Consider the following 12,609-nt stretch of genomic DNA (forward strand, 5'->3'; position numbering starts at 1 on the left):
CGGATCAATCCGCATATCGACCGGTGGCCGGGTCATGCCCAGTTCCCCTTGGACATCAACCCCAGGATCTCGAGTTGCCGCCAATTGATGTATTTTTCAGACCACTTGCACCACAGGTCGGGGTTCTTGGCCATGACCTCGGCATAGGCCTTGTATTCAAGGCTGGCGGCATAGTGCTGTTTGCGCTCAAGCTCCTCGTTGGCCTTGACGGTGAAGGTGTCCAGGAACTTGGTATGGAGCAGAACGCCGCTGGCCTTCTCACCACCCCACTCGTCGTAAACAAGGTTCAGACCGCGCGGCAGAAGCATGTGGGTCGAGCTGACATAGGCGTATTTGCGATCCCATTTCACCAACGGGATCTTGTTCAGCGCCGGCGCCGCCTCGGGTTTTTCGCGGAAAAACATTCGCGCCCGCGGCCCGCCCTGAATCCACAGGTTGCCGAAGCGCTTGTTCTTCTCGATCATGTAATTGCCGTTGTCGAACCAGCTGGTGATTTCCAGCGGGTTCTGCCCCTCCTGGTAGGGTTGTGCATCAATCCGACCCTTTGGATACATGTCCAGAAGCATCGCGCTGAACGACTTGATCGAACTGGCGTCCAGCCAGTCGGTCAGTGCCCGGATCGGCCGCGTATCGCAGAACGGATAGATCAGAAACTCATCCGGATCGACCACCAGCGCCCAATGGCCATGGGCATACTTCATCTGCAGCCAGTTCAGCCAATCCACCCCGAACCGCGCGCGTTTATAGCTTTTGCGCGTGTGCCAGACCGAAACGTCCGGCTGCTGTTTCAGGTACTCAAGCGCGCCGTCATTGCTGTCGTTATCGACGATCAGGAAATGGTTCACCCCCTGCTCGCGGTAATACTTCAGGAAAAAAGGCAGTCGCACCCGCTCGTTGCGCTGGGTCGAGAACAGCAGGATATCGTCACGCTTGATCCGATCGGTGCGGTCGGACACGCTGCGCAACTCGCGACGCTTGCGAAAGGCGCGCACGCGCCATCGCCGCCGCTGAATCCTCAGGACATATGACCGTAGAACGCCCAATCGGTTCCCTTCTGCCTCTGCTTCGGCGTTCCGGCTATCACGTCAACCTGAAAACTTTGTTGAAGTGCTGCGACCAGGACGGCGGATCGAACGGGTCCGCCTTTCTGCCTGCCTGCCTGTCGCTTGCCAGTACCGTTATTCTTCGCTGCCAAAGATAACTGTCCTTGAGGCTTGCGTAAACGGGAATATCCTGCAGGACTTCCCGGTAAACAGGCAGGTCTTCACAGATCACCGGCACCCCCCTTGCGGCGGCCTCGATCATCGGCAGACCATAGCCTTCGACAAAGCTCGGATAGAGCGCCCCGGCAGCCCGTTCGAGCAGCGCCGCAATTGCCCCGTCGCTCAGCCCCTCGTGCTCATGCAGGTACTCGCCCATCAGCGCCGAGCGGTCCATGCGAAAGAGCAGCTCTTCGTTCATCCAGCCCCGGGCGCCACAGATTACCAGGTGCGGCATGTCCTGCGGCGGGTTCAACTTTGCCAGCCGTTCCCAGATGTCCAGCAGCAGGGCGTGGTTCTTGCGTGGCTCGAGCGTGCTGACACAGACGAAGTAGGGCTCCTCTGGCGGCAGGCCATTAGGTAGGTCCTCAGGTGCCGGTTCGGCCATCTCGACACCCAGATGCGCCACCACGGCCTGCGGTAGCGCACCCCATGCCTGCATGTGACGCTCGGCATCGCGGCGCGTTGCGCTGGAATTGTAGATCACAAGATCCGCATGCGCCCGCACCCGTTTCAGCATCTGCTTGAACCGCGCCGCCGATGCGGGGGTTTGGTACTGGGGATGATCCAGCGGGATCGTGTCATGCACCATCGCGACGAACCGACCCTTGCCCGCGTGTTTCACCGCGCTGATCACCGTGTCATTGAGGTTGGAATGCCCGACATTGAGATAGGCAAACCCCTTGGGCATTTTGCGCCGCAACAGCCGCCCCAGCCCGCGCCGATGAGTCCGCCCCACCGCCAGTCGTCGTGCGTCGGAAATCGCTCGGCGCTGCATTTCGTCCAGCTTGCCGAACACCTTGCTCAGGCGCGAAGCCTGGCCCCAGGGCAGCTTGCCCTCAACCCTTCGCGCAAACCCTTCCATTCCGGTTTTGTCGAGCAGCAGAAACCCGATGCGAGAACGCAGCAGCCCAAAGGCTGGATCGTCCCGGTGGATCAACTCATTAAGATAGGCCAGTTCGACTCGGTCCACCCCGGTCAGACCCCGCCCCGCACGGCTCGCCAGCCGGGTCAGGTCCAACAATCGGGTCTGGATCTCTGTCATCGCCCCGATCCTAGCCGTAACCACCGGTCTTGTGCCAGCGCCACGCGTCTTTGATCATTCGCTCCAGGGTCGAACGTTCCGGTGTCCAGCCCAGCTCGGTCTTGGCCCGTTCCGATCCCGACACCAGTTTGGTACAATCGCCCGCCCGGCGTGGACCCACATCATGCGGCACCTCGCCGCCTGTCACCTGCGCGGCAACATCCATCACCTCGCGGACAGAGAACCCGTCGCCGGTGCCCAGGTTGAACACCCGGCTGCCCTTTCCGTCTTTCAACCAGCCGACGCCCAACACATGCGCATCCACAAGATCCATCACGTGGACATAGTCGCGGATACAGGTGCCATCGGGGGTGCCATAATCGTCGCCAAACACGGTCAGCTTGCCGCGCTTGCCGTCGATGGCATCCAGGATCAGCGGCACCAGGTGGGTTTCGGGCACATGATGCTCACCCACCTCGGCCTCTTCATCAGCACCAGCTACGTTGAAATAGCGGAAGATCACCGATTCCAGCCCGTCCGAGACGGCGAAATCCTCCAGCATTTCTTCGATGGCGCGTTTCGATTTGCCATAGGAATTGATCGGCATCTGCAGGCTGTTTTCGTCCAGCACCACGTTGTCCTGATCGCCATAAGTGGCACAGGTCGAGCTAAACACCATTTGCTTGCAGCCTGCGGCCAGCATCGCCTCGATCAGGTTCAGCGATCCGGCAGTGTTGTTGCGCCAGTACTTGCCGGGCAGCTGCATGCTCTCACCCACTTGGCTCAGCGCTGCGAAATGCATCACCGCCGCTGGCTTGTGCTTGGCAAAGACCTCGTCCAGACGCGCACGATCCAGAAGGTCCCCCTTCTCGAACGGGCCGAACTTCACCGCCTCTTCCCAGCCTGTAACCAGACTGTCGAATGTCACCGGTGTAAACCCGGCCGCCTTCAACGCCTTACAGGCATGCGAGCCGATATAGCCCGCTCCGCCCGTTACCAGAACCGTCGTCAATTCGTATCTCCGGGACTACTGAGCCGCCTTGTCGGCGTGGACCACATCCACAAGGTATTCCATCAGGCTGTCGCGCAGATCATCGCGGGCCAGGCCAAACGACACCGTCGCCTGCAGGAACCCGGCCTTTGAGCCGCAATCGAACCGCTGCCCGCGGAAACGGTAGCCATAAACAGGGCGATCGTTCTCGATCTCGGCGGCAATCGCATCGGTCAGCTGGATTTCACCGCCGGCACCGGACTTAATCCGATGCAGGTTTTTCAGAACGTCCGGGGTTAACAGATAGCGCCCGATCACCGCCAGATTCGACGGTGCCGCATCGGGTTCGGGCTTCTCGACCAAACCCTTGGCCTGAACCAGCGCGCCCATGTCGTCTGCCACGTCCAGCACACCATAAGCACTGGTCTTATCCTGCGGTACTTCCATCGCGGCCACCATGCAACCCGGGTTTTCTTCGTAGGCTTCGACCATCTGCTGCAGGCACGGTTTTTCTGCCGCGATCACGTCGTCAGGAAGGATCACTGCAAAAGGTTCATTGGCAATCAGCCGACGCGCACACCAAACTGCGTGCCCAAGACCCAGCGCCTTGTGCTGGCGGATATAAGCAATCGCCCCGGATTCCATGTTGGTATCCTTAAGGATCTCCAGCAGTTCGGTCTTACCCTTCTTGCGCAGTTCCTGCTCCAAGTTCGGCGCGATGTCGAAATAGTCCTCCAGCGCGCCCTTGCCACGCGAGGTCACGAAGATGAATTCCTTGATCCCGGCGGCCCGGGCCTCGTCGATCGCGTATTGGATCAGCGGGCGGTCTACCAGCGTCATGATCTCCTTGGGCACCGATTTCGTCGCTGGAAGAAACCGCGTTCCCAGTCCAGCGACCGGGAAGATAGCCTTGGTGATCTTCTTCTTCATTTCCTGAACCTCTTACAATTCTTGCTTTTTCGCACCGTTGTACATGCACGGAGTTATAGTCGGTATAATGGCATATTGTTGACGAAAAAGAAAAAAATCAGGTGAAAGAAACACATTGTTTGCCAATTTCAGACTATGTGCCCAAATTGACTCTGGTGGCGTTATTTGGCGTCAGATACCGCGCAGGTCAGCCACCCGCTCAACCTCACGTCTCAACCGGCGCGCAAAGCCCGTTGGTTGGAAAATCGGCCCGGCTCGTTCGCCGCGACCCCAAAGCCCCCCAATCTGTTCCCAATATCCGTCATCTTTGAATTTTACCCAATGATACCGAGTACTTGGACCAAACAGGAAGAGCGAGACATTCTCACCCCCTGCGGCTCGTTCCGCCGCCTCGCGTCGCAGGCGTCGAGCCTGCCAGACCCGACCTGACAATACCGTGCCCCCCTTGCGCGCCGGATGGAACGGCAGAAATCCACCCTGCGGCGACGGTAGCGGAACCAGGGGCACCAAGTTTCGGGTCTGCCCTTCGGCTACACCCGCTTGCAGTCCCTTGATCAGAGGCCCGACATCCGACTTGTGGATCATGCGTGATTTGACCTGGTCAAAGACACGCATCTGTTGATCTCGCAAGATGCGGTTCAGCCGCGCCTGTCGCTCATCAACAGGGCAGTGTTTTCGCAGGAAATACATTGCGCTGGCCCCGATCTGGCTCAGGTCGGTAACCGCGCGGTTAGACGCGCGCCGGGAACTTGCGGCATAGGCATGGTGCACCTGTGCCAGGGGCGCAATTGCTGTCACCTGTCCGGCCCGGTGCAGCCGCAGGTTCAGGTCGGTCTCGTCGAGGAAAAAGTGAAACCCCGGGTCGAATCCACCCAGCGCCGCCAGCACGTCGCGCTGCGCGGCCATGTTGGTGCCCTCAGTCTTGATCGCGTACCCCTCTGCCGGGGCAGGTTTGCACCACGCCTCCCCGTCAACCTGGATCGGGCTTGGCTCACCGCCGCAATCGACCTGGCGCGCACGCCACTGAAAGGAAATCCCGTTGCGCCCGCGTACATAGCCACCCACCGCCGCCACGCTGCAGTCGGCAAAGGGCGCTGTCAGGTGGCGTAGCCAGGTGGGTTCCGGCACCGCGTCATCGTCGATGAAAGCCACCACCTCACCCGCCGCCGAGGCAATCCCAAGGTTGCGCGCCGCGCTGATATTCGCCTCGTCAAACGCGATCAGCTTGACGCGGTTTTCGTACCCCGCCGACTGCACCGCCCGGCATCCCGCCGGACAGGCCACAACCACAACTTCAAAGCTGGGATAGTCCAGTCCGTCGATCCCAGTCAGACACCAGATCAGGCTTTGCGGCCTGTCCCGGCTGACCACCACGATACTGACCGTGGGGCCTGCCAGTCCTGAACCTTCGGGCTGCGCTGCCATCAGGCGGGTTTCAGCTCGACCCCGGGCGCAAGGGCAATGAAATACGGGTTGGCGTAGTCTTCCTTGCCATAGCGCAGCGACGTGTGATCATCGAACCGCACCACGTCGCCCCCGGCCCCGGTCAGAACCGCGTGACCGGCGGCGGTGTCCCATTCCATCGTGCGGCCGACACGTGGATAAAGATCGGCCTCGCCAGTGGCCACAAGACAGAATTTCAGGCTGCTGCCCGCGCTCCTGAAATCCTTGGTCTGGTACTTGGCAATGTACGCCTTGGTCTCGTCCGTCAGGTGCGACTTGGACGCCACCACCATCAGCGCACCATTGTCCGGATTGCTCACCCGGATCGGTTTGGTCTCGCCCATTTTCGGACCGAACGGCCCGATCTCTTCAACCGCATTGCCGTCCGCCAGGGTGATGAACATCCGCCCCTTGGCCGGGGCAAAGACCACGCCCCGGATCGGCACGCCATCGACGACATAGGCGATGTTGACAGTGAAATCGCCGCGCCGGTGGACGAACTCCTTGGTCCCGTCCAGCGGATCGACGATCAGGAAGGTACTGGCCTTCTTGCCGTGGCTGTCGGCTTGTTCCTCGGTGATCAGCGCCACGTCCGGGAACACCTCGCGCAGGCCCGCGCTGATGATCGCGTCGGCGGCCTCGTCGGCGGCGGTCACGGGGCTGTCGTCGGACTTCACCTTCACGTCGAAATCGTCACCCTCGTAGATTTCCATGATCTTCGCGCCGCCTTTCAGCGCCAGATCCCGCATCACCTGCTCCAAGAGTTGAAAGTCCATCGCTGCCGTTCCTTGCCTGTTAAGCGCCCCTGCCTGGCTCAAACTCCGGAGTGCTGGGACATTTGATTGAAAAAAAACTGTGCCCCCCTTATGATCCGCAGCTAACGGAACAGCAAGATTTCCCAATTAAGAATAACAGCAGTTTAACGAGACAGGTCATGTTCGAAACCAGGCGGCCTCGGTCGAAATCCACCTCAGCGGTCATCATGATCGAGCTGATCTATCACTCTGCCGTCCGCGCCGTCCGCAACACCCATGGCAATGCGCTTATGTCGATCGGGCTGAACCTGTTGCAGATGGGGATCATGGTTCTTGCCTTCTACATCATGTTCTCGATCCTCGGTCTGCGCGGGGCGACATTGCGGGGTGATTTCCTGCTCTACATCCTGTCGGGAATCTTTCTCTACATGACCCATGTCAAGGCCATGGGCGCTGTCTCCGGAGCCGAGGGGCCATCCGGCGCGATGATGAAACACGCACCGATGAATACCATCATTTCGATCTGCGCCGGTGCGCTCAGCGTGCTTTACATCCAGGTGCTGTCACTGGCGGTAATCCTGTTCGGCTACCACGTCGGCGTCACCCCGTTCGAAGTCGAGGATCCCGCCGCCGCCTTCGGCATGCTGGTCCTGGCCTGGTTCACCGGCTGCGCCCTCGGGCTCGTGCTCTTGTCGCTCAAACCCTGGGCGCCCTCGGTGGTACAGGTGTTCTCGACCGTCTACATGCGCGCCAACATGATCGCCTCGGGAAAGATGTTCGTTGCCAACATGCTGCCATCAGACAAACGTTCCCTGTTCGATTGGAACCCGCTTTTTCACATCATCGACCAGTCGCGCGGTTTCGTCTTCATCAATTACAACCCCCGCTATTCGAACTGGGAATACCCGCTCTACATGGGCATCGGGTTTCTGATGATCGGGTTGATGGGGGAATTCTATACCCGTCAGCATGCTTCGCTCAGTTGGGGTGCACGCCAATGAAAAACCTCGTTTTTGTCCTGCTACTGCTGCTTCCCGGGTTTGCCCGGGCCGACAGCTTTCCGGCTCTTTATGATGTCACCGGGGTGGCTGCGCATGACACGCTCAACGTCCGCTCGGACAGCCATGCGGGCGCGGCCAAGCTGGGCGAACTGGCCCACGATGCAAGCGACGTCGAGGTGATCCGCGTTCAAAGCGGCTGGGGCCTCGTGAATCTGGGCGAGGTTTCGGGCTGGGCTTCCCTGCACTACCTGCAACGCCAGGAAAGTGGTGACTATGTCTTCTCGCGCCACTTCGCCTGCCACGGGACCGAACCGTTCTGGTCGCTGAAAGTGACCCAGGGCCTGTCGGCAAAACTGTCGCAACCGGATGCCATGGACATCAATTACCACGTCGGGCTGGTGCAGACTTCGTTCAATCACACCAACCGCCATTCCCTGACCGGCACCTCCCCCGAAGGCGGGCTCTATGCGGTTCTGAAACCGGTCGCCTGCAGCGACGGCATGTCCGACAGTCAATACGGGATCGAGATCGACATCCTGCTCGATGGCAGCCACATCAGCGGCTGCTGCTCGCTTGTCAGCCACTAGGTCGTAGGGTGCGTGATTTCACGCACCATTCCTCACGTCACCACCCGCAGTGTCAGGTTGATCCGCCCGCCATCCTTCAAGAGCCGGCTTGATCCAAACCGAATCCGATCCACCCCATGATGCACCAGCCGGGCCTCACCGCCGATCACTGCCACGGCGCCCGATTTCAACCAGACGGATTCGGTCTTGCCGCCCTTCTCGAGATTGCCGACCCGAAACAACCCCTCATCCCCAAGCGACACCGACACCACCGGCTGTGAGAAATCCGCCTCGTCGCGATCCTGATGCAGCCCCATCCGTGCGCCCTCGGCATAATAGTTCACCAAGCAACACTCCGGAGCCCGCATCGCCGGCGCGAACCGGTCCCAAACTGCAAGAACTTCATCGGGGATTCTCGGCCACGCCACACCCGAAGGATGCCTGCGCTCATAGCGATAACCGCGTCGGTCGCTGATCCAGCCGAACTCCCCGGCACTGGTCATCTTTACGCTCATCTGCTTGCCCCAGCGGGTTTCCGGATGAAACATCGGCGCGGCGCGGGCGATTTCGCGCACCCGTTCGACCAACCGCTCCTGAACCGGTGTATCAAGCGCGCCAGGAAAAATCGAAACCCCGCGAAGATCGTGCCTTTCAAGATCCATGAACCGCCATCGCACCAATGCTGATTTGAAGCCTGCGCCCCATACTCTACGCTTTCGGCATCAAACGAAAGGACGAGCCCAGTGCTGGAATTGCGCCCCAATTGCGAACTCTGTGACTGCGATCTGCCGCCAGATGCCGAAAACGCCCGCATCTGCTCGTATGAATGCACCTACTGCGCCAAATGCGTCGAAACCCAACTTCACAATGTCTGCCCCACCTGCGGCGGTGGTTTTGTTTCCCGTCCGATCCGGCCGCGCAAGAACTGGCGCGACGGTAAGACACTGGGCCTTGCTCATCACCCGGCCAGTGCCAATCGGCGGCACTCGCCATATACAGCCGAGGATATCGCCGATCATGTCGCGCGTATTCGTGCTATTGCCCCGAAGGACCGCTAGGGCGAACGCCGCCACGGAATCGGCACGGCCTACGCCCTTTTACTTCTTCAGCTTACACTTGGCTTCGCCCCAGGGCCTGTTGTCAGGACCCGAAAGCACAACTCTTATCCGCAGGTTCAGCGTTTTGCGGTCCAATGTTGCCATATACTTAACGCGCGGGATCACTGAACCGGTATTGCTTGTCTTGACGTTCTTAACGGTCCATTTCAGTCGGAACCTTTTTGCAGAACTTTCAACCAGCTTCGCTCGTATCGCGCCACCGTGGTACTCGTCGGTGTATGAATCATGAACATGTGCAGCCCCGGTCTCTTCATCGATTTCGAAAAACAGGAGTGAAGAAATCCAGCCGTCTCTGCCGACTTTGGTTCGTTCGCACCGAAAAACATCACCTGCTGCGACGCTGGTCGCCGCGAAAAGGGTAACTACAATTGCCAGTATTTTATTAACCAATTTCTTTCCCTTGCTCTTTGCTTAGCTGCGCACAACGGCAACCATGTTTTGCGAACCGCCTTTGCACGTTGCAGATGATCGAATCTCGAACCGGATAATGCAATAGGATTTCTGTCAACACATTGAGCTCAGTCAAAAAACTCGGGAAGATCGCAAGACGTCACTCGCCGCCCGACCGGCGTTGTGCAACGGCATTCCGCCCGCATCCGCGGTACTACCCTGAAGGACCCGCTAAGGCTTATGCCGCCTTGCTAAGGGCCACAACACAGGCCCCGCCAGGCCCAAGGTTGTGTTGCAGCGCCGTGCGCGCACCTTCAATCTGCCGCTTGCCCGCGGTGCCGCACAGCTGCCGGGTCAATTCGTAACATTGCGCCAACCCGGTCGCGCCCAGGGGATGCCCTTTCGACAACAACCCGCCGGATGGGTTGGTCAGGTATTTCCCGCCATATGTATTGTCCTCATCGGCAATGAGCTTGTGCGCGCCGCCCTCGGGGCACAGGCCCAGGCCTATATAAGTGACCAGTTCGTTATGGGCGAAACAGTCGTGCAATTCGACAACGTCTGCTTCCCCGGCTCCAATTCCTGCGGCCTCTTAAACCTGTTCCGCCGCCGCGGTCATGTCGCATCCCACCACCCGCATCATGTCGCCGCCATCAAAAGTGGACGGCGTTCCGGTGGTCATTGCCTGCCCCGCATCCTCCAGCGCCTGCCGGATCGCTTTGACCTCCATCCGGTCATAGCTTTCGAAACTACCCGGCGTGGCAAAGCGGGTCACGCCGACCCCTGCAACGATTGTCTTCCGGTTACCCGCGGCTCTCTCCCCTATCGCAACATTCGGCCCTGTCCATTCTGTCCGCAGGAACAACCCCGGACAAACAAAACCTCCGTCCGCACCACTGAACCTTGCGTCGTCATCTTTCGCCGATTCCGTGCGACTCGGCACCTCAACCGGCAATGACATGCGAAAAACCCGACATTTTTGCATTTTCGCCCCCCCAGCAGTGCTTGCAGGGTGAATACCCCCTCCTTATATACGCCCGGAAGCGTCGTGATCCGGATTGTCCGGGCGCGACAACCGAATCCGGGGCGCGGACGCCATAACGGGTCCGAACCTCGCAACATCGCCTTAAGTAAGAAGGGATTTCAAAATGGGTAAAGTCATCGGGATCGACCTCGGGACCACCAACTCCTGCGTCGCCATCATGGACGGCTCGCAACCGCGCGTCATCGAAAACAGCGAAGGTGCCCGCACCACGCCGTCGATCGTCGCCTTCACAGAAGACGAGCGTCTGGTTGGCCAATCGGCCAAGCGTCAGGCCGTCACCAACCCGGAAAACACCGTCTTTGGCGTCAAGCGCCTGATCGGCCGTCGCAACGACGACAAGGCCCTGGCCAAGGACAAGAAGAACATGCCGTTCAACGTCATCGACGGCGGCAACGGCGACGCCTGGGTTGAAGCCCGCGGCGAAAACTATTCGCCCTCGCAGATTTCCGCCTTCATCCTCGGCAAGATGAAGGAAACCGCCGAAAGCTACCTTGGCGAAGAAGTGACCCAGGCCGTCATCACCGTGCCTGCCTACTTCAACGACGCCCAGCGTCAGGCCACCAAGGACGCGGGCAAGATCGCGGGCTTGGAAGTGCTGCGGATCATCAACGAACCGACCGCCGCCGCGCTGGCCTACGGTCTGGACAAGGAAGAAACCCACACCATCGCGGTCTATGACCTTGGCGGCGGTACCTTTGACGTGACCATCCTCGAAATCGACGATGGCCTGTTCGAGGTGAAGTCGACCAACGGCGACACCTTCCTGGGTGGTGAAGACTTTGACATGCGCATCGTCGACTACCTTGCAGGTGAGTTCAAAAAGGAACACGGCGTCGACCTGACCAAGGACAAGATGGCCCTGCAGCGTCTGAAAGAAGCCGCCGAAAAAGCCAAGATCGAGCTCAGCTCCAGCTCGCAAACCGAAATCAACCAGCCCTTCATCTCGATGGGCTCGGACGGCGCACCGCTGCACATGGTCATGAAACTGACCCGTGCCAAGCTGGAATCGCTGGTCGGTGACCTGATCAAGGCCTCGCTGAAACCCTGTCAGGCGGCCCTTAAAGACGCCGGTCTCGGCAAGGATGAAATCGACGAGATCGTTCTGGTCGGCGGCATGACCCGTATGCCCCGCGTCGTGGAAGAAGTGACCAAGTTCTTCGGTAAAGAGCCGCACAAGGGTGTGAACCCCGACGAAGTGGTCGCCATGGGCGCCGCCATCCAGGCCGGTGTTCTGCAAGGTGACGTCAAGGATGTTGTCCTGCTCGACGTGACCCCGCTGTCGCTGGGTATCGAAACCCTGGGTGGTGTCTTCACCCGCCTGATCGACCGCAACACCACGATCCCGACCAAGAAGTCGCAAATCTTCTCGACCGCCGAAGACAACCAGTCGGCCGTGACGATCCGCGTTTTCCAGGGCGAGCGTGAAATGGCCGCGGACAACAAGATGCTGGGTCAATTCAACCTTGAAGACATCCCGCCTGCACCGCGCGGCATGCCGCAGATCGAGGTGACCTTCGACATCGACGCCAACGGCATCGTGCATGTCGGTGCCAAGGACAAGGGCACCAACAAAGAGCACAAGATCACGATCCAGGCCTCCGGTGGTCTCAGCGATGAGGATATCGAAGCAATGGTCAAAGAGGCCGAAGACAACGCCGAGGCGGACAAGGACCGTCGCGAAATGGTCGAAGCCCGCAACCAGGCCGAAAGCCTCATCCATTCAACCGAGAAATCGGTCGAAGAGCATTCCGACAAAGTCGACCCGACCACTGTCGAGGCAATCGAACTGGCCATTGCAGCATTGAAAGATGACCTCGAGAAAGAGGACGCCACCGCTGACAAGATCAAGGGCGGTATCCAGAACGTGACCGAGGCCGCGATGAAACTGGGTGAAGCCATCTACAAGGCCGCCCAGGAAGAAGCCGAGGACGAACCGGCAGCCGCCGACGAAATGGGTGGCGACGATGACGATATCGTCGATGCCGATTTCGAAGACCTCGACGACGACGAAAAGCGCTCGTAAGCGTCCTTAGGGATGTCCGGGGCCGTGATCCAATCTCGGCCCCGGGTTGTTCCCAAGCAGAGGG

At 59.6% G+C, this 12,609-nt stretch carries 14 protein-coding genes; 4 read left to right on the top strand and 10 right to left on the bottom strand.

The window, feature by feature from the left end; all coding sequences use genetic code 11:
• Positions 1 to 32 precede the first annotated feature (32 nt).
• From RXV86_RS10685 to cysQ, 6 genes are all read right to left on the bottom strand, one after another.
• Entirely contained in the window at positions 33 to 1,019 is a 987-nt protein-coding gene (locus RXV86_RS10685; protein WP_316300240.1) for a glycosyltransferase family 2 protein, read from the bottom strand.
• A gap of 61 nt (positions 1,020 to 1,080) precedes the next feature.
• Positions 1,081 to 2,304 (bottom strand): glycosyltransferase family 1 protein, encoded by a 1,224-nt coding sequence (locus RXV86_RS10690; RefSeq protein ID WP_316299483.1) that lies wholly within the window; start codon positions 2,302 to 2,304, stop codon positions 1,081 to 1,083.
• 10 nt (positions 2,305 to 2,314) lie between these two features.
• Complete coding sequence (gene galE, locus RXV86_RS10695; protein ID WP_316299484.1) at positions 2,315 to 3,295, bottom strand: UDP-glucose 4-epimerase GalE; 981 nt, start codon at positions 3,293 to 3,295, stop codon at positions 2,315 to 2,317.
• A gap of 15 nt (positions 3,296 to 3,310) precedes the next feature.
• Positions 3,311 to 4,204: a UTP--glucose-1-phosphate uridylyltransferase GalU gene (gene galU / locus RXV86_RS10700; protein ID WP_316299485.1), complete on the bottom strand. Its 894-nt coding sequence runs from the start codon at positions 4,202 to 4,204 to the stop codon at positions 3,311 to 3,313.
• Positions 4,205 to 4,375: 171 nt separating this feature from the next.
• On the bottom strand, positions 4,376 to 5,629 hold the full coding sequence (locus tag RXV86_RS10705; RefSeq protein ID WP_316299486.1) for a glycosyltransferase: 1,254 nt from the start codon (positions 5,627 to 5,629) through the stop codon (positions 4,376 to 4,378).
• The gene (gene cysQ, locus RXV86_RS10710) at positions 5,629 to 6,423 is read right to left on the bottom strand and encodes a 3'(2'),5'-bisphosphate nucleotidase CysQ (protein WP_316299487.1); all 795 of its coding nucleotides are present in this window, start codon (positions 6,421 to 6,423) and stop codon (positions 5,629 to 5,631) included. The genes RXV86_RS10705 and cysQ overlap by 1 nt, the downstream gene beginning before the upstream one ends.
• A gap of 158 nt (positions 6,424 to 6,581) precedes the next feature.
• Between cysQ and RXV86_RS10715 the strand changes: the two genes are divergently transcribed.
• A complete protein-coding gene (locus RXV86_RS10715; RefSeq protein WP_316299488.1) occupies positions 6,582 to 7,403 on the top strand; it encodes an ABC transporter permease in 822 nt (273 codons plus the stop codon).
• The gene (locus RXV86_RS10720) at positions 7,400 to 7,990 is read left to right on the top strand and encodes a peptide-binding protein (protein ID WP_316299489.1); all 591 of its coding nucleotides are present in this window, start codon (positions 7,400 to 7,402) and stop codon (positions 7,988 to 7,990) included. Before RXV86_RS10715 ends, RXV86_RS10720 begins: the two co-directional genes overlap by 4 nt.
• Positions 7,991 to 8,022: 32 nt before the next feature.
• Here RXV86_RS10720 and RXV86_RS10725 read toward each other — a convergent pair whose 3' ends face one another.
• Entirely contained in the window at positions 8,023 to 8,631 is a 609-nt protein-coding gene (locus tag RXV86_RS10725; RefSeq protein ID WP_316299490.1) for an alpha-ketoglutarate-dependent dioxygenase AlkB, read from the bottom strand.
• Between the two features lie 81 nt (positions 8,632 to 8,712).
• On the opposite strand from RXV86_RS10725, the gene RXV86_RS10730 reads away from it, so the two are divergent.
• Positions 8,713 to 9,027 (top strand): DUF1272 domain-containing protein, encoded by a 315-nt coding sequence (locus RXV86_RS10730; RefSeq protein ID WP_316299491.1) that lies wholly within the window; start codon positions 8,713 to 8,715, stop codon positions 9,025 to 9,027.
• 39 nt (positions 9,028 to 9,066) lie between these two features.
• On the opposite strand, the gene RXV86_RS10735 is transcribed toward RXV86_RS10730, so the two are convergent.
• The 3 genes from RXV86_RS10735 to RXV86_RS10745 form a co-directional block, all read right to left on the bottom strand.
• Positions 9,067 to 9,477: a hypothetical protein gene (locus tag RXV86_RS10735; RefSeq protein ID WP_316299492.1), complete on the bottom strand. Its 411-nt coding sequence runs from the start codon at positions 9,475 to 9,477 to the stop codon at positions 9,067 to 9,069.
• A 238-nt stretch (positions 9,478 to 9,715) separates the two neighbouring features.
• Positions 9,716 to 10,057, bottom strand: coding sequence for a hypothetical protein (locus tag RXV86_RS10740; RefSeq protein ID WP_316300242.1), 342 nt, complete (start codon positions 10,055 to 10,057; stop codon positions 9,716 to 9,718).
• Positions 10,058 to 10,069: 12 nt separating this feature from the next.
• Entirely contained in the window at positions 10,070 to 10,252 is a 183-nt protein-coding gene (locus tag RXV86_RS10745; protein WP_316299493.1) for a hypothetical protein, read from the bottom strand.
• 373 nt (positions 10,253 to 10,625) lie between these two features.
• On the opposite strand from RXV86_RS10745, the gene dnaK reads away from it, so the two are divergent.
• Positions 10,626 to 12,545 (top strand): molecular chaperone DnaK, encoded by a 1,920-nt coding sequence (dnaK, locus tag RXV86_RS10750; RefSeq protein ID WP_316299494.1) that lies wholly within the window; start codon positions 10,626 to 10,628, stop codon positions 12,543 to 12,545.
• Positions 12,546 to 12,609: the final 64 nt, after the last annotated feature.

The organism is Aliisedimentitalea sp. MJ-SS2 (assembly GCF_032586155.1).
Classification (GTDB): domain Bacteria; phylum Pseudomonadota; class Alphaproteobacteria; order Rhodobacterales; family Rhodobacteraceae; genus JAWHTC01.

Coding starts and splice junctions, on each gene's coding strand:
- RXV86_RS10690 (WP_316299483.1), bottom strand. CDS start 2,304: ATGACAGAGATCCAGACCCGATTGTTGGACCTGACCCGGCTGGCGAGC.
- galU (WP_316299485.1), bottom strand. CDS start 4,204: ATGAAGAAGAAGATCACCAAGGCTATCTTCCCGGTCGCTGGACTGGGA.
- RXV86_RS10705 (WP_316299486.1), bottom strand. CDS start 5,629: ATGGCAGCGCAGCCCGAAGGTTCAGGACTGGCAGGCCCCACGGTCAGT.
- cysQ (WP_316299487.1), bottom strand. CDS start 6,423: ATGGACTTTCAACTCTTGGAGCAGGTGATGCGGGATCTGGCGCTGAAA.
- RXV86_RS10715 (WP_316299488.1), top strand. CDS start 6,582: ATGTTCGAAACCAGGCGGCCTCGGTCGAAATCCACCTCAGCGGTCATC.
- RXV86_RS10720 (WP_316299489.1), top strand. CDS start 7,400: ATGAAAAACCTCGTTTTTGTCCTGCTACTGCTGCTTCCCGGGTTTGCC.
- RXV86_RS10725 (WP_316299490.1), bottom strand. CDS start 8,631: ATGGATCTTGAAAGGCACGATCTTCGCGGGGTTTCGATTTTTCCTGGC.
- dnaK (WP_316299494.1), top strand. CDS start 10,626: ATGGGTAAAGTCATCGGGATCGACCTCGGGACCACCAACTCCTGCGTC.